This window comes from Streptococcus australis (assembly GCF_901543175.1).
GTDB classification, from domain to species: domain Bacteria; phylum Bacillota; class Bacilli; order Lactobacillales; family Streptococcaceae; genus Streptococcus; species Streptococcus australis_A.
On sequence record NZ_LR594040.1, the window covers coordinates 1,456,820 to 1,478,515 of the forward strand.

Consider the following 21,696-nt stretch of genomic DNA (forward strand, 5'->3'; position numbering starts at 1 on the left):
TTAGACTCCTTCTGTTAATGCCTTTTCCAGCTCTGCTAGCCAGTTTTCATAGTAACATCGCTCATCCCGTAGCATTCGGCTGCTATTCATTTTCTGTCTAGCAATTTTTATAGCCTTGCGAGTTTGAGCTATATCTTTCTTTACCTTAAATTGATACCAGGCTTGAATCATCTGCACATCTGCCATTTTTAGAGATAAAAAGGATTTGACTCCTCGGATACTTGCATATTCTTCCGCTTTCTCATTATCCCCTTCCAGCAAGGCGATTTGAAGAAGGTATAGTTGGCAAAAAGTTTCAGACAGCGAGTGTTCTGTTCTCTCTAGTAAAGATTGAAATAGCTTTTTAGCTGTCTCTAAATGACTATCCAATATAAAAACCACTCCCTGAAGAGTTTGGATACTTTCTGCAAAGCTCCCTCTCGCCTGTTCAGGAACAGGCATGATAAAGTCTTTCAAGTCATATTCTTGAGGAGCTAACAAGGTCTGGGCAGAATGCCTCAACACCATGTAGGCGTATTTCGTATTTTCAGGGTGTTGTAGCAATTCCCAGATTTTTGCTCCATCGGTGATATCGACTGGCAAAGCGTTGTTTAGAAAGAAGGATAAATTCAGAAAAATCCAAGTACCAGCAAAATACCAGCTTCTTGTCAAAAATCCATACAATATCGCTAATAAAATCAAACTAAGATGAACTATCAAGCCGCCTGCAAGCATTAGGATAATTCTTTGATCACTTTCATCTTCTTTCAATCCAATATACTGAGCACCAATATTTTTCAGAACGGCTGTTCGGCTAAGATGAAACTTGCCTGACTTTTTGGTCAAAAGAAAGTTTCCTAATCCAAAAGCCACCAGACGATAGCCTGTCAGGTAACCGCAAAATGCATGTCCCAGCTCATGAAGGATAAAGATTAAATACATGCTTAGAAGAGCAAAGGAATAACCAAAAGTAAAGGCTAAAACTGCGGAATACCCCAACTCTGCAAATGCGATAGTTCCACAAGCAAAAGCTAGCATAATAAAGATAAAAGCTAGCACATAGATCAAATAAGTCCCAATTTTTTTCATAAAATCTCTAACCAACTCCTAGTATCTCGGATAAGGATAAAACTCCCCTTCTTCCAAGCCGACTTTTCCTTCTTCAAAGACCTCTTGGTTCCATTCCATGACGAACTCTTCTGCTTCTGGGTCTTCCAAAAAGTCCATGAGGGCATCCAGCCCCACCTCAGCAGTATCTTTGAGGAATAGTGCAAAATAAGCTAAAAATTCACGAGAAAAACCTTTTTTAGGGAGATAAGGGATAACAGTCAAATAGTCTTCTTCATTAACCGTTGACTTGGCAGGATTGTAAAAAAGGACTGCTTCTTCAAAGAGAATATCTTCTGATGACACCTCTCCATCCTCATCCACCATCTCCACACCTGCAGCATTTTGTGCTTCTAGCAGAAAACTCACTTCAACCGCATGATTACGCTTGTCCCAACTAATCTCAAAGTCAAAAGGAAAGTTCTTGTCCAATTCTTCCTCTAAAACATCTAAAAATCCGTATGTTGCCATTTTGTCCTCTTTCTATGCGATTCTTAAATCGCCCCGATTGCTCGGAAATATGCTAAAATAGATACTACCATCTTACCACATATACATCAGAAAATCCATGTTAGAAAGGACTGCTATGCCTGACAATCTCGCGCTTCGCATGCGCCCAAAAACCATTGACCAGGTCATCGGTCAGGAACATCTAGTCGGACCAGGAAAAATCATCCGTCGCATGGTGGAGGCCAATCGTCTGTCCTCCATGATTCTCTACGGACCTCCAGGAATCGGCAAAACCAGTATCGCCTCAGCCATCGCTGGAACGACCAAGTATGCCTTTCGGACCTTCAATGCGACTGTTGATAGTAAAAAGCGACTCCAAGAAATCGCAGAAGAAGCTAAATTCTCTGGTGGATTGGTTCTGCTACTGGACGAGATTCACCGTCTAGACAAGACCAAGCAAGACTTTCTACTTCCCCTCTTGGAAAGTGGTCTGGTTATCATGATTGGGGCGACGACTGAAAATCCTTTCTTTTCTGTCACTCCAGCCATTCGTAGCCGTGTTCAGATTTTTGAATTGGAACCCTTGTCCAATCAAGATGTCAAAGAAGCGATTCAGATAGCTCTATCTGACCCTGAACGTGGCTTTGATTTTCCAGTAGAACTAGATGAGGACGCCCTTGATTTCATCGCAACATCTACAAACGGTGATCTGCGTTCTGCCTTTAATTCGCTTGATTTGGCTGTTCTCTCTACTCCAGCAAATGATAAAGGCATTCACCATATAACGCTTGACATCATGGAAAATAGCCTGCAGCGGAGCTATATTACTATGGATAAGGATGGCGACGGGCACTACGATGTCCTCTCTGCTCTACAAAAATCCATCCGTGGCTCAGATGTTGATGCCAGCCTCCACTACGCAGCCCGCTTGATTGAGGCTGGGGATTTGCCTAGCCTCGCTCGTCGTTTGACTGTGATTGCCTATGAGGATATTGGTTTGGCCAATCCTGAAGCCCAGATCCATACCGTAACTGCTCTAGATGCTGCTCAAAAGATTGGTTTCCCAGAAGCTCGCATCCTTATTGCCAATATTGTCATTGATTTGGCGCTATCGCCCAAGTCCAACTCAGCCTATGTGGCCATGGACAAGGCTCTTGCTGATCTCAAAACATCAGGGCATTTACCCATTCCACGGCACCTGCGTGATGGTCACTACAGTGGGAGCAAGGAACTAGGGAACGCCCAAAACTATCTTTATCCACATAACTATCCTGGAAACTGGGTCAAGCAAGACTATCTGCCAGAAAAAATCCAAAATCACCACTATTTTACTCCAAAAGATACCGGCAAATACGAACGAGCCTTGGCGCAACGTAAGGAAACCATTGATAAATTAAGGGACTTGTGAAATCCTTTTCAAATAATTGCATTTTCCTCTTGATTTTTTTTGAAAAAGTGGTATCATATAAACATAGAAACGCTGTGGTGTACGACTTCACACTTAAGTGTTGACCGACTATTTTTTGTATTATTAGGGAAACAAAAGTCTTCTAACAGCATGTAGGCCGTCTCACACGGAAACAGCTTCAGTTAGAGCGAGTTGCCCACCTGCTTAATTGCGCGGGTTCAATACAAACCGTGAAGTTTCGGCACCAATACAGCTTTTTCTTTGCCTCCTTAGCTCAGTTGGTAGAGCAGTAGACTCTTAATCTATGGGTCGCAGGTTCGAGCCCTGCAGGGGGCATCTAAATCAACAGGAAAAAGCCTTAAAATTAAGGCTTTTTTGTTGTTCTAAAGTAGATTTGTCCCACTTTTTTTATGATCAATCTTTCCAAACACCTCTGATTTGATTAAATTCTTCAAAAAATTTAAAACAAAAGTCTTGCTTTTCATTTTATTTATGATATACTTGTTCTTGCATTAGATACAGGTTAACCAAAGGAGTTTATATGGATACAAAATTCTCAGTTGCTTTGCATATCCTAACAATGATTAGCGAGAGCAAGGAAACCCTAAGTTCTCAAGCACTAGCAACTAGCGTTGGGACCAATGCTAGTTACATTCGAAAGGTAATCGCCTTATTGAAAAATGCAGGCTTGATTAGTTCCCAGCAAGGAAAAACGGGCTATCAACTCAATAAATCTCCAAAAGAAATGACTTTACTTGAGATCTATTATGCAACTCAAGAAATCAATCATATTAGCTTATTTCCTGTTCACCAAAATAGCAACCCTGATTGCCCCGTTGGAAAACATATCCAAGGAGCAGTTTCACCGCTTTTCGCTAGTGCCGAATCTCAATTAGAGAAGGAATTAGCAAATCAAACTTTAGAAGATGTCATTGACAATCTATATAAACAAGCCAAACAAGTCCGAAACTGATTTGATAGCAAGTCAGTTTTTACCAGAAGCAACGTATACTTGTATTAGATACAGGTATATAAAGTCGAATTAAATAAGAAAAGAGAAAACACATGAAAGTCGCACAACACACTACTTATAACAAAAACAATATCACACTCAACATCACAGAAGTCGCTAAACCAAGTATTACAGACAAACAAGTCTTGGTGAAAGTCACCGCAGCTGGGGTTAATCCTCTTGATAACATGATCTCTCGTGGCGAGGTCAAGATGATTGTTCCTTACAAACTTCCTCAAACTGCAGGGAATGAGGTCGTTGGTATCGTTGAAAGCATTGGTAAAAAGGTTGAAAACCTTCAAGTAGGAGACCGTGTCTTTGGCCGTTTACCACTTGATCATATCGGCGCCTTTGCAGAATACCTAGCTGTCGATAGCCAAGCCTTAGCCAAGGTTCCAGACTATCTATCAGACGAAGAAGCTGCTGCTGTTCCGCTTACTGCCTTGACTATCATGCAGGCTCTTGACCTCATGGGCGCTCAAGCTGGGAAAACGATCTTTATTTCTGGTGGTACTGGAGGAGTTGGTGGAATGGCCATTCCGATTGCCAAAGCCAAAGGATTGAAAGTCATCACCAATGGAGCTGGAGATAGTGCTGAGCGTGTATTGAACCTCGGAGCAGATAGATTTATTGATTACAAAACAGAGGATTATACAAAAACTGTTAGCCAGGTTGATTATGTCCTTGATACACTTGGTGGAACTGAAACTGAGAAACAAATGTCTATCATTAAAAAAGGTGGTCATCTTGTTTCCCTTCGGTCTATGCCAAATGGAGCCTTTGCCAAACGCATGAATCTACCAAAATGGAAACAGATTATTCTTGGCTTAGCAGGTCGCAAATTTGATAAGATGGCGGGAAAATACGGTGTCCAATACCATTTTATCTTTGTAGAAAGCAACGGCGCTCAATTACAAGAAGTAGCTGACCTCTTTAGTAAATTAGAAATCAAACCCTCTATCGATACAGTTTATCCATTTGAAGAGGTAAATAGCGCATTAGACAAAGTCGCTAATGGTCGCTCACGTGGAAAAACAGTCCTCAGCTTTAAGAAATAAAAAGGGAAACACAATGTCATATCTTACTACAAAAAATCAATACATCACTGTCCAAGGAAATCAAATTGCCTATCGCGAACTTAGTAAAGGCAAATCAAAACTACCTCTTCTGATGCTGGTACATTTGGCAGCAACTCTCGATAACTGGGATCCAAAACTATTAGACTTGATTGCTGAAAAGCACCATGTAATTGTTGTCAATCTTCCTGGTGTCGGTGCTAGTCAGGGAAAAGTGGCGCAAACCATTCCTGGAATGGCTGAGCAGACAATTGACTTTGTAAAAGCGCTTGGTTACGATAAAATCAATCTCCTCGGACTTTCCATGGGGGGCATGATTGCCCAAGAAATGGTCAGAAGTAAGCCTGATTTGGTCAACCGTCTCATCTTGGCAGGAACAGGACCTCGAGGTGGAAAAGAGGTCGATAAGGTAACAGGAAAAACCTTTAACTATATGTTTAAAGCCGGACTCGAACGTATCGATCCTAAACGCTATATCTTCTATAATCATGATGAACAAGGGAAAATCGAAGCCTTGAAAGTCCTAGGACGAATGGGGATGAGAACAAAGGAATTTGCGGATAAAGACATGAACCTATCAGGATTCCTAACTCAACTCAAAGCTATTAAACGTTGGGGGAAAGATTCTCAAGACGACCTAAAATTTATCACCCAACCAACCTTAATCGTCAACGGGGACAAGGATATGCAAGTTCCAACGGAAAATTCCTATGACATGCATGAGAAAATCGAAAATAGTAAGCTGATTATCTATCCAAATGCTGGCCACGGTTCGATTTTCCAATATGCAGACGAATTTTCAAAAGAACTACTGGCTTTCTTGGAGGACTAATATGGTCAAAACGATTCTGATTACAGGTGCTACTGACGGTATCGGTAAACATTTGGCAAAGAAATTGGCCAGTGAAGGCCATCATGTCATCCTCCATGGTCGAAATCCTCAAAAACTTGAGCTGGCGCTTCAAGAGGTTCGGGCGGTTTCCTTGAGAGGCAGAGTTTCTAGCTACCTTGCAGATTTTTCAAAATTAGACGATGTTTATCGATTTGCGGAGGTAATCAAGCGAGACTTTCAAAGTATCGATGTCTTGTTTAACAATGCAGGCCTTTATGCTGGGAAAGAACGAAAAGCGAGTGCTGAAAATGTCGAATTGACTTTTATGTTATCTGTTCTGGTTCCCTATATGTTAACAACTGAGCTAAGTCCCTTGTTAGAAAATGCGACTGACGGTCGTGTTATCAATACTTCTTCCTATATGCATCATTTTGCTAAGGTCAAGGATTTGGACTTTGGATTTGAGAATGACTATAATCCAGGATTGGCCTATAATAATTCGAAGCTCTACACTATTTGGATGACACGCTATCTAGCAAGGGACTTCTTTCTAAAAGGTTCAAATATTACTGTTAATGCCTATCATCCGGGCTTGATTTCAACCAACTTAGGGAATGATTCCAGTGACGAAAAGACGAAAAAGTCTCTCTTTGGGCGCTTGATGAAGTCATTTTCTAAAGATTTAGATGAGGGGATTGAAACAGGCTACTGCCTTACCTTATCAGAAGAAATCACTGGTTTGACTGGCTACTATTTTGATGAGAAGAAAGTAAAGTCTGTATCTAAAAAAGGATATAATCTCGAAAAAGCTCAGCATTTAATCAATTATTGTGATAATAAAATTGAGTTGTTCAAACAAAAATATGCTTTGCTTAATTAGAAAAAAATCGAAAAAGTTCTCTTTCCACTACTTTAGAAAGAGAACTTTTTCTTTAGGAGAAATAACTTATTTTTTAATCTAGAAGTGATAGCTCAGCTGGCACTGTTAAGTAATAAGTTGCAGTCAAGCTTGCTTCACCTTGATTGACAAAGATTTCAATGGAATTTTTATCTAGAATAACTTCCAATTCCTTAGCTTCAATATCTACATATCGTCGGCTTGTATCCTGTTCTTCTTCCCCACGAATCTCTTGAGCAAGATGGCTACGATCAATGTAAACTTGCTGCGCCTTACTATCATAACCAAATTCAAGATAATCTGTATCATTTCCTAAGCGGTAACGGCAATCTTTATCTATTTGGATTTGATATTGGCCTTTTTTAATAGGGAATTGTCTTAGTTTGCCATCTTCCAATCGGAGAATTCTAGGCACAGTCATGACACCAGCCCACTTGTGACCCTGATCATGAGTTGGAAGTGTACGCCCCCACATCTGCATCCAAGCAATCATAATACGACGATTTTGGTCATCCAACAATGTTTGAGGCGCATAGAAGTCCTGACCATGGTCGATTTCTTCTACTGTTTCAGGAACGAACTGTTTAGCTTCCCAGTCTACCTTACCTGTAACCAAAACAGAAGAATTGATATTGTGGTAAGAATCTCCCTCACGTTGATAACGCATTGGTGACATGATGATGCAGTCTTTTCCATCTAACTCAAAGTAGTCTGGACATTCCCACATAAAGCCTTGGTGTTCAACCCCTTTTAAAAAGATGGATTCGAACTGCCATTCTACTAGGTTATCGGACCCTAGTAGAACGACACAGCCCACATTATCTTTGTGCTTGGCAGCAACTACAGAATAGTAGCGCCCCTCTTTCTCAAATATTTTTGGATCACGGAAATCAGCAGCAATCAACTCGTCTGGCAAGTCTGCTCCTGTTGCAACTGGATTTTGGGAAATCTTTTCAAAGTGAATGCCGTCGTCTGAAAATGCCATATTTTGCACTTGACGGACACCGGTTTCTTCTTCAATATGACCAGTATACATGAGCCAGAGGCGATCATCCTTGACAATGGCAGAACCTGAGAAGCAACCATTTCGGTCATAATCTTGATCTGGAGCCAGTGCAACTGGCAAGTGCTCCCAAGTCACCAAGTCCTTACTTTTAGCATGACCCCAGTGCATTGGCCCCCAAACACTATCATAAGGATAGAATTGATAGAAGAGATGGTATTCACCACGAAAATAGACAAATCCATTTGGATCATTGATCCAGCCAATCTCAGCTGAAAAATGTTCTTCTGGTTTATATTGAGTATTGACGAGATGTTTATGTTCTGCTATAAAACGATTGGCTTTTTCTACTGTAAATGTTTTATTTATCATAAGTATATCCTATTTTATTCCAGTTCCGGAACCACCCAGACCTTGAACAATATATTTCTGAGCGACTACATAGACCAAAATCAACGGAATCGTTGAAATAGTTAATACAGCCATTACCTGATTGATATAAACTGGTTGAGTTGTATTAATAGTTGTAATTGCAACCTGCATTGAAAATTTAGAAGAATCTGTCAAAACCATCAATGGCCAAATATAATCATTCCAGCTTGAAATAAATGATAAAACACCAACTGTAGCAACTGCAGGTTTAGACATTGGAAGCATAATTCTAAAGAAAATTCTAACGATACTTGCTCCGTCCATCTTTGCAGACTCAAGAATCTCTTCTGGAATTGCAATAAAGAAATTCCTAAATAAGTAAATATTAAATACACTCGCCAATCCTGGAATAATAACTGCAAGACGATTATTGACCAAACCTAAGGAATTGATAATGGTAAATTGTGGAATTAACACAGTTTCTACTGGAATAATAAGTAAAGCAAGTAAGAATCCAAATAAAATTTTCTTACCTGAAAAATTGACTTTTGCAAAAGCGAAACCGGCCAGTGCATTGATAATAATAGAACCAATAGCAAACGTTCCAGCATAAAAAATGCTGTTCCCTAGATATGTAAAAATGCTAAAGCGCTCAAATACTTCCTGATAAGGTTTAAACCAATCAGAGGGATTTAAACTTGGTAAGAAGGCTTGCCAACTAGTCAAATTTTTATAAACATCCGCTTCTGGTTTCATAGCTGAAACTACCATCCAAACCATAGGAAAAAGGAAGAGTCCTGCCAATAGGGTTAACAGAATATATTCTAAGATTGTTGTTGGTTTAAATCGTTTCATCTTAGTCATCCTCCTTCAGAACGCGACGTTGTACTAAGCTAATCATACCAATTAACGTTGTAAATACTAAAGCGATTGAGCTAGAATATCCTACAAGACGATCAGTAAAACCTTGTTGATAAATATAGTACACCATAGTAATTGTTGAGTTTAATGGACCACCTTGCGTCATAACCATTGGTTGTACAATCAGCTTAAAAGCAGAAATTAAAGTTGTTAACAATACAAACAGGGCTGTTGGTTTTAGTAGGGGCATCGTGATATAACGAAACTGAGCCCATTTTGAGAATCCATCTAATTCAGCAGCTTCATAGACATCTTGTGGAATATTCTGCATTCCTCCTAAAAATAAAAGCATCTGATAACCTGCACCCTGCCAAGCAGAAACAAAAACAATTGCATACATAGCTTGTTTGGGACTAGTCAAGAAAGGTTGAGAAGCAAGACCTACCTTATTTAAAATAGCATTTAATAAGCCACTATTTGGATTTAAAAGATAAAGCCAAAGAATAGAAATAACTACCAAGGACATGACAACTGGAGCAAAAAAAGCCACTTTAAAAAACATATTCCCTTTGCGCTTTTTATTAACAATCAAAGCCATTCCTAAGGCTGCTCCCAATTGAACTGGAATAATCCAAACAACAAATTTCAAAGTATTCAAGAAGCTCTTTAAGAAAATCGGATCCTTTATTAATTGAATAAAATTCTCAAATCCAACAAATTTTCTTTCATCTGGTGTCAACAAATAATAATCTGTAAAAGCGTAATAAATGACCATTCCAACTGGAATTACCAAAAAGATACCTAATAAAATTAAAGCTGGAGCTAAAAAACTATAACCTAGTATGTTATCTTTTATTTTTTCACGTCTTTTTGTATCCACAACAGTTTCTTTACTCATATCCATCTCCTTTAGTCATATATATATCAAACTAGTCTACTAACAAGAAAGGGGAAGGTAGTTCCAAACATTTTCCTTCCTCCTTCCTTTTTACAGATTATTTGAGTGACTGATCAATAGCGGTTTGCATTTCTTTTGTACGAGTATCCAAGACTTTTTGCACATTTGGATTTTCTTCATAATAGCTAATATCTTGCATTGCTTGTTGAAAAGCTCGAGAAACCTGAGGATATGCTACGACAACTGGGCGAGCATGAGCTGTTTTTGAATTTTGTTCCATCAAGAAACGCATTGGTTCGGATACTTTATCTTTGATATTTTCAATTGTAGATTTACGAATTGGAAGGACCGAATTCCCCAAGCTAATAATTTCACTTGATTCTGTATTTGTAGCAAATTTAACAAATTCAGATGCGGCTTCTTTTTTATCAGATTTTGTCGTCACAGCTAATTGCCAACTACCTGAAGGGGATACTAATTTTTTCGTCTTACTAGATACTGGGTAAGGAAGGATACCAAAATCAATATCTTTGTAGTTTGTATTCATGTCAGCAATCGTCCAAGAACCACTCAAAAGCATTGGATACTCTCCTGTTTCAAAACCTTTTTCGACTGGACTAACAGTTGTATAGCCTTCTTTTACAAGATTCTGAATGAATTGAACTGCTTCTACACTCTCTTTGGAGTTGAAGTATCCTTCTGCCTTTGTTCCATCTTCGTTTACGACAGAACCATTATTTGACCAAATCAACGGCATATAAGCATATGGCAACATTTCATCGTTTGAATTAATACGAAAATCAATTGCCGGTTTGTTATAATGATCTTTCAATTTTTTAGCAATCGTATTAAATTCGTCCCATGTCCATGGCTTTTCTAGTGTTGGAAGCTCTGATTCCACAATTCCGGCCTCTTTGAACATTTTTTTATTGTAATAAACACCAACATTCGATTCAGAAAATCCAAATGCATAGAATTTCCCATTATAAGTTCCCTGTTGTTTAATACTGTCCAAAACATCATCCATATTATTATCTTTTAGATAATCATCTAGCGGAGTAATTACTTTAGATTTTGCATAAGCTGCCGTATTTGGTCCATCAAGGGTAATAACATCTGGAAGACTATTAGTCGTGATAGCAGCATTAACCTTATCTTCATATCCTCCACCACTACCACTACGAGGAATATACTCAGTTACAACCTTGTACTTACTTTTTCCTGATTGATTAAAGTTATCAACAACTTTTTGCCAAGCTTTTCCTTCATTTGTTTCGTCAGAGAATTGTACCCAGACTTTAATATCATTTGAAGAACTCGCTTGTTTTGAGTTAGTTCCTCCACTACAACCTGCAAGTATAGCTAACGATAGCCCCGCAACAACAGATAACATTGTACCTTTACGCATCATTTTCCTCCTTTTTGAAACGTTTCATTTTTTATTTATTTTTTAAACAAGTTTTCAGCTTGTTTTTTGAAACGTTTCATTTATAATTTATATTATAACAGCGCTTTCATTATTTGTCAAGCACTGTTTGAATTTTTTTTGTTGTTTTATCTCCCCAAAAATATGTGGGAATTACGATTCGTTTTTCTAGAATTTCTTCTTGCTTAATCATTTTCAGTATCATTGTAACAGATTCTTTTGCCATCATACCAATATCTTGAACTATTGTAGACACTAGATAAGATTGATCGACAGAAGTTTTTAAACCATCAAACCCAATTATCTGGTAATCATCAGGTGCTATTTTCCCCAGTTCTTTCATAATACTAATAACTCTCAGAGCCATCATATCATTTATTGTAAATATGCCATCAATTTCTTTATGAGATTGCAAAAAAATTCTTATCTGATCTTCAGGATTTATTAAAGGTTCTTTCATTTCAAAATGATAGACATCTACTCCTAATTCCTTAGCTTTTTCTCTGAATCCTTTACTTCTGAGTATAGTCTCATTCTCATACATATTAATTGAACCAATAAAAGCAAGGTGCTTATTATCCCTTCTAACCAGTTCCTCTGCTGCAGTTTGTCCTCCTTTGTAATTTGCTGAAGTAACATAGCATACATTTTCCGAAAAATGTCTATCTATACTTACAAACGGTAAATCAGATAAAATATATTTGTCAATATCAGAATATGTAATACCAATAATTCCATCCACTTTATTTTGTTTCAACATTTCGATATATTCGATTTCATTTTGTGAATCGCTATCAGCGTTACAAATAAATAATTTATAATTATATTTTAATAACTCTTTCTCAACATGATAGGCAAACTCCGAGAAAAATGGATGCCATATGCTCGGAATAATCAAAGCGATAGTTTCTGTTCTATTCTTTTTCATACCTCGAGCATAATTATCAGGGATATAGTCCAATGTTTTTATAGCCCTTTGAACTTTCCTTAAAGTCACTTCTTTGATGCCATTTTCTTTGTTGATCACACGTGAAACGGTCCCAACGCTAACTCCCGCTTCTAGAGCAACATCTTTCATGGTAATGGATTTTTTTTGCTCTACCATATTCTCACCTCCTTGCACTCTATAGTAACATGCAACCGTTTTTTTAGCAACTATTTCTCAATTATTATTGGTAAGATCATTTTTCCCATCATGGATAAAATCACTCCAATTGGCTTTCGACCCCCCTTCAATATTCAAGTATAGACATCTACATACCACAGGAAAAGCCTTGAGTTCCAAGGCTTTTTTACTTTCTATCTACCCTTTTTCATGATGTATTTTCGTATAGGTGTTTCAACCATTTGAACGATTTCAAATCCTTCTTTTTGGTAAAGATTGTAAGCTGTTTGATTTGCCTCGTAGACATTTAAAGAAATAGTATCTATGTCTTCATTTTCAAAGGCCAAACTAACAAATTCCCTTAAAGCCTGGCTACCTAAGCCCTGCCCCTGTTTCTGGGGATTGATAAAGAATCTCCCGATATGAAGATTCCTGTCTTCTAGCCTGATTTTCTGGATAAGCCCCACAAACTCTTGTCCATCAAAGATTGAAAAGATTCCTTCCAAATCTTGCAAGATTTGAATTGTTAAGGGAAAAGGAATCATTGTTCCCATCCATTGTTCTTGAAAGGATTTGCCAAGGGAGTTGGACCATTTGCATACGAGCTGAGCATTTTCTACGCTCACATTTTCTTCAAAACGAATTGTCATATTTTCCTCACCATCTTATCTATGTTTCTTTATTATACTACTTCTCCTATTTTTTACGAATAGATAAGTATGATTGATCTTTATTTTTTTCTTGTCGGGAGCATTCTCGCTTCTTTTCTAGGTTTGGTCATTGACCGTTTCCCTGAGCAATCCATTATCCGACCGGCTAGTCACTGCGATTCCTGTCAGACTCGCTTGCGTCCGCTAGATTTGATTCCTATCCTCTCTCAGGTCTTTCATCGCTTTCGCTGTCGCTACTGTAAGGCTCCTTATCCTTTCTGGTATGCCCTCTTTGAACTGGGCTTGGGATTCCTCTTTCTGGCTTGGGCTTGGGGATTTCTTTCCTCGGGACAAGTCATCCTGATAACTACTGGCTTGACCTTGGGCATCTATGACTTGCGCCATCAGGAATATCCCTTACTAGTCTGGCTAACGTTCCACCTAATCCTCATGGCTTTCTGTGGTTGGAATCTGGTCATGATTTTCTTCCTTATCCTTGGAATTTTTGCTCATTTTATCGATATCCGTATAGGAGCAGGTGATTTTCTTTTTCTATCATCTTGTGCACTCGTCTTTAGTGTGACAGAGTTGCTGATTTTGATTCAGTTTGCTTCTGCGACGGGGATTCTTACCTTTCTCCTCCAAAAGAAAAAGGAAAGACTCCCTTTCGTGCCTTTCCTCTTACTTGCTGCTTGTTTGATTATTTTTGGTAAGCTACTGCTTGTTTGATAAAGTCCTCAATCGGCTCTCCTTGGTGGAGAGCTTTTACAATTTTTGAACCGACGATAACTCCATCTGACACCGCATTGAAGCGTTCGACATCGGCTTGACTAGATACACCAAAACCTGTCAAGACTGGGATGTCCGCTACTTGATGCAATTGTGCCAAGTGCTTGTCCAAGTCTGCACGGTAATTTCCTGACTTCCCTGTCACCCCATTGATAGCAACGGCATAGACAAAGCCTTCCGCTCCCTTGATCAACTCTTTCTGACGTTCAAGTCCTGTGGTCAAGCTCACTAAAGGAATCAAGGCAATATCTGTGTCTACCAAAAAGGGCTCTACAAAGTTGGCATGTTCATGAGGCAGGTCTGGGATAATCAAGCCCTTGACCGCTGTATCAGCTAGATCTTTGACAAATTTCTCCACACCGTACTGAAAGAGGGGGTTGAAGTAGGTCATGATGACCAGCGGAACCTCTGTTTGAATGGTTTTCAAGGTTTCAACCAAAGCCTGGGTAGAAGTCCCATGAGCTAGACTGCGCAAGCCTGCTTCTTCGATCACAGGTCCATCTGCAACAGGGTCTGAAAAGGGAATACCCACTTCAATAGCTGAGACACCCAAATCTTCTAAAAAGTGGATAGTTTCAGCGAGACCATCCAGACCTTTCTCATGGTCTCCAGCCATGATATAGGGAACGAAAATTCCTTTTCCAGCTGCTTTGATAGCGTTCAATTTTTCTGTTAGTGTCTTAGGCATGGGCTTCTCCCTTCTTTGCTGCATCTGCTTCCAAGCGGTCTTTGACTTGAACTACATCCTTGTCCCCACGACCGGATAGGCAGACAATCATTGACTTGTCTGGACCAAGTTCTTTGGCCAATTTCACTGCAAAGGCGATAGCGTGGCTAGATTCCAAGGCTGGGATAATCCCTTCCACACGAGACAAGAGCTGGAATCCTTCCAAGGCTTCCTCATCTGTCACGGGGACATAGCTGGCACGTTTGATATCGTGGTAGTGAGAATGTTCTGGACCGATACCAGGATAGTCCAAACCTGCTGAGATAGAGAAAGCTTCAAGAATTTGACCATGAGCATCTTGAAGCACATCCATGAGAGAACCATGGAGGACACCTGGACGTCCCTTGGTCAAGGTCGCTGCGTGATGCTCTGTATCCACACCAAGTCCTGCTGCCTCAGCCCCATACATAGCTACAGACTCATCTTCTACAAATGGATGGAAGAGACCGATAGCATTAGAACCACCACCAACACAAGCTACTAGGACATCTGGCAAATCTTTACCTGTCAAGTCACGGTACTGTTGTTTAGCCTCTCGACCGATGACACTTTGGAAGTCACGAACGATTTCTGGGAAAGGATGAGGCCCCAAGGCAGAACCAAGGATATAGTGGGTATCATCGATATTTGCCACCCATGAACGAAGGGCTGCATTGACCGCATCCTTGAGCACGCGCGAACCATCTGTCACGGCCTCAACCTTAGCTCCCAAAAGCTCCATACGAAAGACATTAAGGGCTTGGCGTTTGACATCTTCCTCACCCATGTAGATGGTACATTCCATGTTAAAGAGGGCCGCAGCTGTTGCAGTTGCTACACCGTGCTGACCAGCACCTGTTTCAGCGATAATTTTCTTTTTGCCCATGCGTTTAGCCAGAAGAACTTGTCCCAAGGCATTGTTAATCTTGTGGGCCCCTGTATGGTTGAGGTCTTCACGCTTGAGATAAATCTTAGCTCCACCGATATGCTGGGTCAAGTTTTTTGCGTAGTAAAGGGGAGTTTCACGTCCTACATACTGGCGTAAGAGCTGGTTTAATTCCTCTTGGAAACTTGGGTCTGCCTGACTTTCACGGTAAGCCTTCTCCAACTCCAAAACTGCTGTCATCAATGTTTCTGGGACAAAACGTCCACCGAATTTTCCGTAAAATCCATCTTTATTTGGTTCTTGATATGCCATTCTTTACCCTCTCTATAAATCTTCTAATCTTTTCCTGATCTTTTTGTCCATCTGTCTCCACTCCGCTCGATACATCTACTGCATAGGGAGTAAAGTGTCGAATTGCTTTTGCTACATTGTCTTCCTTAAGGCCGCCTGCGATAAAGAAGGGCTGAGTTAATCCAGTCGTATCCAGTTGACCCCAGTCAAAGGTCTGACCACTCCCAGCAACAGGGGCATCAAAGAGTAGATAGTCTGCCTGAGAATTAGGCACATGACCATTTCCATCCACTTGCACAGCCTGAATGCTGGCACAAGGTAAATCCTCAAACAAATCATTCCCTACCTGACCATGAACTTGAATCAAGTCCAAGCCAACTTTTTCAATCGCTTCTAGCAGTTGAGCTCGACTTGGTGAAACAAATACACCAACCTTTTTAACAGTAGCAGGAGTAGTCTTTGCCAGCTCAGCAGCCTGTTCTAAGGTCACCTGTCTCTTACTAGGTGCGAAGACAAAACCGATGTAGTCTGCTCCTGCTGACACAGCTGTTTCCACCGCTTCTTTGGTTGATAATCCGCAAATTTTAACCTTTGTCAATCTGTAACTCCTTGATTCTCTGGGCTATATCTTCTGCCTGCATGAGAGCTGTCCCAACTAAAATTCCGTTAAAGTATGGTGCTACTCGTTCCGCATCCTGCCCTGTGAAAATAGCAGATTCAGAAATGTACAAGCAATCATCCTTGAAGTATTGTGCCAAGTCTACACTGGTCTGCAAGTCGACTTCAAAGGTTGTCAAATTGCGATTGTTAACACCGATAATTTGAGCTCCAAGGCGGTGAGCAACTTCCAGTTCAGCAAGATTATGAGTTTCCACCAAGACTTCCAGACCAAGCTCTGTCGCATAGTCATAAAGTTCCTTGAGACGTTTTTCTGACAAGGCAGCCACGATGAGCAAGATAACTGTCGCACCAGCATTGCGAGCACGGACGATTTGCTTTTCATCGATGATAAAGTCCTTGTTGAGCGTCGGAATGTTTACCTGACTGGAAATCTCCCGCAGATAATCCAAATGCCCTTTAAAGAAAACCTCATCTGTCAAAATCGAAATCATCACTGCGCCGTTTGCTTCATAAGTCTGGGCCTGTTGCACAATATCTACATCGAGATTGATATCTCCCAGACTAGGGCTAGCTTTCTTGACTTCTGCAATCACCTGCAAGCGTTCCTGATGATTCTTCAAAAATGTTGCTAATCGATAGGTCTGGCGCAAGGGTTGGATTTGCTCCAGCTCCATCTGCTCGACCTCACGCGCCTTCTGCTCCAAGATTCGTGCTAAAAATTCCTGACTCATTTTTGGTACTCCTGTAACAGTCTAAGTTTTTCAAGGGCCTTGCCACTGACAATCACTTGACGGGCCAAGGCAACTCCTTCCTTGATACTAGCTACCTTACCATTAGCATAGAAACCAAGACCAGCATTTAAAACTGTAGTTTCCAAGAATGGGCTTGGTTCGTTTTTCAGAACGCTGAGCAAAATTTCTGCATTTTCCTGAGCGTTTCCTCCTCGAATGTCCTCAATTGCAATGCGTTCCATTCCCAAATCCTCTGGAGTGAAGCTTGACAAGGTGATTTCGCCATTTTCAAGAAGAGCAATATTGGTTGTTCCATTCAAACCAGCTTCATCCAGTCCTTCTGGTCCAGCAACCACAATGGCACGTTTGCGACCCATATTTTTCAAAACCTGAGCTGTACTTTCTAGAAGTTCTGGACGACTAATCCCAAGAAGCTGTGTTTCCAAGGCCATTGGATGAATCAGGGGACCAGTCAAGTTCATGATAGTTGGAATTCCTAATTCCAAACGAGCTGGCATGATGTATTTCATGGCTGGGTGCATATTTTTGGCAAAGAGAAAGACGATTCCAGTTTTATCAAAGACCTTACCTAGTTCAGCTGGTTTGAGGTCTAGGTTGATTCCCAAGGTTTGAAGGACGTCTGCCGAACCAGATTTAGAAGATATCGAGCGGTTACCGTGTTTGGCCATGTGAATACCACCACCAGCCAAGACAAAGGCTGCAGTTGTGGAAATGTTAAAACTGAAAGACTTATCTCCACCTGTACCACAGTTGTCCATAGCATCATGAATTTCAGTTGGAATGTGTTGGGCATGTCCTCTCATGACTTGGGCAATAGCTGTACGTTCTTCAGGTGTTTCTCCCTTCATCTTAAGGGCCAAGAGGAGAGAAGCAATCTGCGCTTCTGTTACACGTCCAGTTACGATACGTTCGATGACATCCGTCATTTCCACACCTGATAAATTTTCAAATTTTGCTAATTTTTCAATAATCTCTTTCATATAGACAACCTCACTTTACAACCCTATCGATAAAATTCCGAATAGAAGACAAGCCATCTGGCGTTCCTATACTCTCTGGATGGTACTGGAAACCATAAATTGGTAGGTTTTTGTGTTGAATACCCATGATGGCTTGGTCATCAGTCGAACGAGCTGTCACTTCAAAGTCTTCAGGCATTTCTTCAATCAAGATACTGTGGTAACGCATGACCGGATGACCATCCTCGATTCCTTGATACAGAACAGATGGCGCTTCAAAGTTGATATGGCTCTGTTTCCCATGCATGACTTTGGGAGCCAAACCTAGTTTACCGCCAAAAACTTCTGCGATAGCTTGATGACCCAAACAAATCCCAAGAATTGGCTTCTTGCCAGCAAAGTCACGAATCATGTCCTCCATCTTACCAGCATCAACTGGCCAACCGGGACCAGGAGAAAAGACCAGACCATCTGCTTTTTCAGCTTCTTCATACAACTTGGGATCGTCATTTCTCAAGACCTGAACTTCTGCGAAATTCCCAATGTATTGGGCCAAGTTATAGGTAAAAGAATCATAGTTGTCAATCAATAAAATCATGGTCTTAGTTCTCCAATTCTAGTCATAGATTTTGCTTTGTTAATGGTTTCTTGGTATTCGTTTTGGGCGATGGAGTCGTAGACAATCCCTGCCCCAGCCTGTACATAGGCTCTTTGATTTTTAAGAATCATGGTTCGGATGGCAATAGCCAAATCCATATCACCCGTCGCAGACAAGTAGCCGATTGCTCCTGCGTACACGCCCCGTTTTTCCGTTTCCAGTTCATAGATGCGTCTCATAGCCCGAATCTTTGGTGCTCCAGAAACGGTTCCAGCAGGAAGTGTTGATTTCAAGGCATCCATGGCAGTAAGTTCTGGAAGCAAACGCCCTTTGACCACGCTGGTCAAATGCATGACATAGCGGAAGAACTCCACTTCCATATACTTGGTGACTTGGACACTTGCCGTTTCAGAGATGCGGCCAATATCGTTACGTCCCAAGTCTACCAACATCCGATGTTCTGCCGTTTCCTTCTCATCTGAGAGGAGGTCTGTCGCCATAACCTTGTCTTCTTCATCCGTGGCCCCTCTTGGTCGCGTCCCTGCAATCGGATTGGTTGTCACGATGCCATTTTTGACAGAAACCAAACTTTCTGGACTGGCACCGATGATTTGATAATCCCCAAAATCATAGAAATAGAGGTAATTAGATGGATTGGTCACGCGGAGATTTCTGTAGAAGTCAAATGGATTTCCAGTAATCTCTGCTGAGAAACGTTGACTGAGCACGCATTGGAACATATCACCATTACGAATCAAGTCACGAGCGGTTTCCACCATTTCCTCAAACTTCTGAGGAGCAATGTGCGGTTTGAAGTCCAGCGGAGATAAATCCAAATCTTCAAATTCATTTGGAGCAGGGATGCGTAATTCCTCAAGCACTTGATTCAAGGCTTTTTCCAAGTCTTCTTGACCGCGCTCACTATAGAGAGCATCCTCGATGACATGGATTTTTTCCTTCTTGTGGTCAAAGACCATGTAGCTCTCATAGACGAAGAAATGCATGTCTGGAGTCCCAATTGCATCCTCAGGGATTTGACCAATTTCTTCATAAAGCGAAATCATATCGTAACCAACAAAACCAATAGCTCCTCCACCAAAAGGTAGGTCTGAATGGTGCTGGCTCTTATGAGTCACTTCATAAAGGAAATCCAAGGGATCACGATCAATCACTTGCCCATTTTGATAAAGAACTCCATTTTCAAACTGAATCTCAAAAACAGGATTATAGGCTAGGATAGAAAAACGAGCTGTTTCCTTGTCTCTCGGAATACTTTCTAAAATAACCTTGTGTTGCCCCTTTAGGCGCATATAAGCCAAGATTGGCGATAAAACATCTCCATGAATGATTCGTTCCATTGTAATTTCCCTTTCGATTCTAATTCTAGTTCGTGGCGACTGTATAAAAAATCCCCACGCAAAATAACTTGCGTGAGGACGAAATTCGCGGTGCCACCTCAATTATAGGATTGTTCCTATCTCTCATTCCTGTCTCATACTCAATGAAAATCAAAGAGCAAACTAGGAAGCTAGCCGCAGGCTTTACTTGAGTACGGCAAGGCGAAGCTGACGTGGTTTGAATTTGATTTTCGAAGAGTATCAGATACCTCCTGTAACAGGCTGTGCGATAAAGGGCACTCCCTTGAGAATTATGTTTTCTTCTCTCATTTCAGATGGACCCAACCTTACAGCTTTCTCTGCTTGTTTCCAGCAACCACAAGCTCTCTGTGAGAGAAATGACTGTAATTTTCCCATCTGTTAGTTTTTAGCATCTAGGTAGTCTGCAATCGCAGCTACATCCTTGTCTCCACGACCTGAAACATTGATGATGATAATCTCATCTTTACTTAGTTTCGGTGCACGTTTAACTGCTTCTGCGATAGCGTGCGAACTTTCAATCGCTGGGATAATCCCTTCTGTCTTGCTGAGGAGGAGCAAGGCTTGAACAGCTTCTTCATCTGTCGCTGCTACATATTCCACGCGACCTGAGTCTTTGAAGTAGGCGTGTTCTGGGCCAACGCCTGGATAGTCCAAACCAGCTGAGATAGAGTAAACTGGCGCCAGCTCTCCATCTTCCTTAAAGACTGCATAGGTCTTCATTCCGTCAACAATTCCGACACTACCTTTTGTCATAGTGGCTGCGTGCTTGTCTGTATCAAGTCCATGCCCAGCAGCTTCTACCCCAACCAATTTGACTTCTTCATCAGCTACATACTGTGAAAAAGCACCGATGGCATTGGAACCACCACCTACACAGGCAATAACGTAGTCTGGTAAACGACCTTCTTTTTCTAAGATTTGACGACGAGATTCTTCACTGATGACCTTTTGGAATTCATGAACAATGGTAGGATAAGGATGAGGACCTACAGCAGATCCCAAAACGTAGAAGGCTTCAAGGTCATTCATCCATGCTCCAAAGGCTGCATCAACTGCATCCTTGAGAGTTCGTGTCCCCGTTTCAACTGCGTGCACAGTTGCTCCCATCATCTCCATACGGAAAACATTGAGACGTTGACGTTCCACATCTTCTGCTCCCATGTAGACATCACAGGCCATACCAAACTTAGCTGCAGCAGCTGCAGTCGCAACACCGTGCTGACCAGCCCCTGTTTCTGCGATCACTCGTTTTTTGCCCATACGTTTGGCAAGAAGAATTTGTCCTAAAACGTTGTTGAGCTTATGAGAACCAAGGTGGTTAAGGTCTTCGCGCTTGAGATAAATCTTAGCGCCACCTAGATGGTCTGTTAAACTTTCCGCAAAATAAAGCGGTGTTTCGCGACCTGAATAATCCTTCAAGTAATGGCGAAATTCTGCCAAAAACTCTGGATCATCCTTGTACTTATCAAAAGTCACTTCCAACTCATCCAACAAAGCCTGAATCGGCTCCGGTACAAAACTACCACCAAATTGTCCAAAATAACCTTTAGTTGTCATAAAATTTTCCTCTTTCTGTATGAATTCGGCTTTTTGTTTGCTTTTAGTAGTAGGCAAGGAGCTGCAGATAGAACTCAATAC

At 40.9% G+C, this 21,696-nt stretch carries 22 protein-coding genes and 1 tRNA gene; 7 read left to right on the forward strand and 16 right to left on the reverse strand.

Features of this window, described 5'->3' with window-relative positions; translation table 11 throughout:
• Nucleotides 1-1,068 carry a site-2 protease family protein gene (locus tag FGK98_RS07420; RefSeq protein WP_171011128.1) on the reverse strand — a complete coding sequence of 356 codons (1,068 nt, stop codon included), beginning with the start codon at nucleotides 1,066-1,068 and terminating at the stop codon, nucleotides 1-3.
• An 18-nt stretch (nucleotides 1,069-1,086) separates the two neighbouring features.
• Nucleotides 1,087-1,557 (reverse strand): DUF3013 family protein, encoded by a 471-nt coding sequence (locus tag FGK98_RS07425; RefSeq protein WP_138100673.1) that lies wholly within the window; start codon nucleotides 1,555-1,557, stop codon nucleotides 1,087-1,089.
• A gap of 115 nt (nucleotides 1,558-1,672) precedes the next feature.
• On the opposite strand from FGK98_RS07425, the gene FGK98_RS07430 reads away from it, so the two are divergent.
• The 6 genes from FGK98_RS07430 (at nucleotide 1,673) to FGK98_RS07455 (ending at nucleotide 6,744) form a co-directional block, all read left to right on the forward strand.
• The gene (locus FGK98_RS07430; RefSeq protein ID WP_138100674.1) at nucleotides 1,673-2,944 is read left to right on the forward strand and encodes a replication-associated recombination protein A; all 1,272 of its coding nucleotides are present in this window, start codon (nucleotides 1,673-1,675) and stop codon (nucleotides 2,942-2,944) included.
• 263 nt (nucleotides 2,945-3,207) lie between these two features.
• A tRNA-Lys gene (locus tag FGK98_RS07435) sits at nucleotides 3,208-3,280 on the forward strand.
• 205 nt (nucleotides 3,281-3,485) lie between these two features.
• Complete coding sequence (locus FGK98_RS07440) at nucleotides 3,486-3,917, forward strand: Rrf2 family transcriptional regulator (protein WP_138100675.1); 432 nt, start codon at nucleotides 3,486-3,488, stop codon at nucleotides 3,915-3,917.
• Nucleotides 3,918-4,009: 92 nt separating this feature from the next.
• Nucleotides 4,010-5,014, forward strand: a complete 1,005-nt coding sequence (locus tag FGK98_RS07445) for an NADP-dependent oxidoreductase (protein WP_138100676.1) — start codon at nucleotides 4,010-4,012, stop codon at nucleotides 5,012-5,014.
• Nucleotides 5,015-5,027: 13 nt separating this feature from the next.
• Entirely contained in the window at nucleotides 5,028-5,864 is an 837-nt protein-coding gene (locus FGK98_RS07450) for an alpha/beta fold hydrolase (RefSeq protein WP_138100677.1), read from the forward strand.
• Nucleotide 5,865: 1 nt separating this feature from the next.
• Complete coding sequence (locus FGK98_RS07455) at nucleotides 5,866-6,744, forward strand: SDR family NAD(P)-dependent oxidoreductase (protein ID WP_138100678.1); 879 nt, start codon at nucleotides 5,866-5,868, stop codon at nucleotides 6,742-6,744.
• 73 nt (nucleotides 6,745-6,817) lie between these two features.
• On the opposite strand, the gene FGK98_RS07460 is transcribed toward FGK98_RS07455, so the two are convergent.
• From FGK98_RS07460 to FGK98_RS07485, 6 genes are all read right to left on the reverse strand, one after another.
• Nucleotides 6,818-8,137, reverse strand: coding sequence for a glycoside hydrolase family 32 protein (locus FGK98_RS07460; protein WP_138100679.1), 1,320 nt, complete (start codon nucleotides 8,135-8,137; stop codon nucleotides 6,818-6,820).
• Nucleotides 8,138-8,146: 9 nt separating this feature from the next.
• Nucleotides 8,147-8,992: a carbohydrate ABC transporter permease gene (locus FGK98_RS07465; protein WP_171011129.1), complete on the reverse strand. Its 846-nt coding sequence runs from the start codon at nucleotides 8,990-8,992 to the stop codon at nucleotides 8,147-8,149.
• 1 nt (nucleotide 8,993) lies between these two features.
• The gene (locus FGK98_RS07470; RefSeq protein WP_171011130.1) at nucleotides 8,994-9,896 is read right to left on the reverse strand and encodes a carbohydrate ABC transporter permease; all 903 of its coding nucleotides are present in this window, start codon (nucleotides 9,894-9,896) and stop codon (nucleotides 8,994-8,996) included.
• A 97-nt stretch (nucleotides 9,897-9,993) separates the two neighbouring features.
• Nucleotides 9,994-11,304: an ABC transporter substrate-binding protein gene (locus FGK98_RS07475; protein WP_171011131.1), complete on the reverse strand. Its 1,311-nt coding sequence runs from the start codon at nucleotides 11,302-11,304 to the stop codon at nucleotides 9,994-9,996.
• A gap of 109 nt (nucleotides 11,305-11,413) precedes the next feature.
• The gene (locus FGK98_RS07480) at nucleotides 11,414-12,427 is read right to left on the reverse strand and encodes a LacI family DNA-binding transcriptional regulator (protein WP_171011132.1); all 1,014 of its coding nucleotides are present in this window, start codon (nucleotides 12,425-12,427) and stop codon (nucleotides 11,414-11,416) included.
• A 194-nt stretch (nucleotides 12,428-12,621) separates the two neighbouring features.
• The gene (locus FGK98_RS07485) at nucleotides 12,622-13,077 is read right to left on the reverse strand and encodes a GNAT family N-acetyltransferase (protein WP_138100684.1); all 456 of its coding nucleotides are present in this window, start codon (nucleotides 13,075-13,077) and stop codon (nucleotides 12,622-12,624) included.
• A 69-nt stretch (nucleotides 13,078-13,146) separates the two neighbouring features.
• Between FGK98_RS07485 and FGK98_RS07490 the strand changes: the two genes are divergently transcribed.
• Complete coding sequence (locus FGK98_RS07490) at nucleotides 13,147-13,806, forward strand: prepilin peptidase (RefSeq protein WP_138100685.1); 660 nt, start codon at nucleotides 13,147-13,149, stop codon at nucleotides 13,804-13,806.
• Here FGK98_RS07490 and trpA read toward each other — a convergent pair.
• The 8 genes from trpA to trpB (FGK98_RS07530) form a co-directional block, all read right to left on the reverse strand.
• Entirely contained in the window at nucleotides 13,778-14,554 is a 777-nt protein-coding gene (gene trpA / locus FGK98_RS07495) for a tryptophan synthase subunit alpha (RefSeq protein ID WP_138100686.1), read from the reverse strand. The genes FGK98_RS07490 and trpA overlap by 29 nt on opposite strands.
• The gene (gene trpB / locus FGK98_RS07500; protein ID WP_138100687.1) at nucleotides 14,547-15,770 is read right to left on the reverse strand and encodes a tryptophan synthase subunit beta; all 1,224 of its coding nucleotides are present in this window, start codon (nucleotides 15,768-15,770) and stop codon (nucleotides 14,547-14,549) included. Before trpB (FGK98_RS07500) ends, trpA begins: the two co-directional genes overlap by 8 nt.
• Nucleotides 15,748-16,347, reverse strand: a complete 600-nt coding sequence (locus FGK98_RS07505; protein ID WP_138100688.1) for a phosphoribosylanthranilate isomerase — start codon at nucleotides 16,345-16,347, stop codon at nucleotides 15,748-15,750. Before FGK98_RS07505 ends, trpB (FGK98_RS07500) begins: the two co-directional genes overlap by 23 nt.
• Nucleotides 16,334-17,101: an indole-3-glycerol phosphate synthase TrpC gene (trpC, locus tag FGK98_RS07510; protein WP_138100689.1), complete on the reverse strand. Its 768-nt coding sequence runs from the start codon at nucleotides 17,099-17,101 to the stop codon at nucleotides 16,334-16,336. The genes FGK98_RS07505 and trpC overlap by 14 nt, the downstream gene beginning before the upstream one ends.
• Nucleotides 17,098-18,102 (reverse strand): anthranilate phosphoribosyltransferase, encoded by a 1,005-nt coding sequence (trpD, locus tag FGK98_RS07515; RefSeq protein ID WP_138100690.1) that lies wholly within the window; start codon nucleotides 18,100-18,102, stop codon nucleotides 17,098-17,100. The genes trpC and trpD overlap by 4 nt, the downstream gene beginning before the upstream one ends.
• A 10-nt stretch (nucleotides 18,103-18,112) precedes the next feature.
• Complete coding sequence (locus FGK98_RS07520; protein WP_138100691.1) at nucleotides 18,113-18,679, reverse strand: aminodeoxychorismate/anthranilate synthase component II; 567 nt, start codon at nucleotides 18,677-18,679, stop codon at nucleotides 18,113-18,115.
• Nucleotides 18,676-20,037: an anthranilate synthase component I gene (gene trpE, locus FGK98_RS07525; protein WP_138100692.1), complete on the reverse strand. Its 1,362-nt coding sequence runs from the start codon at nucleotides 20,035-20,037 to the stop codon at nucleotides 18,676-18,678. Before trpE ends, FGK98_RS07520 begins: the two co-directional genes overlap by 4 nt.
• Before the next feature lie 399 nt (nucleotides 20,038-20,436).
• Nucleotides 20,437-21,615 carry a tryptophan synthase subunit beta gene (trpB, locus tag FGK98_RS07530; protein WP_138100693.1) on the reverse strand — a complete coding sequence of 393 codons (1,179 nt, stop codon included), beginning with the start codon at nucleotides 21,613-21,615 and terminating at the stop codon, nucleotides 20,437-20,439.
• Nucleotides 21,616-21,696 lie beyond the last annotated feature (81 nt).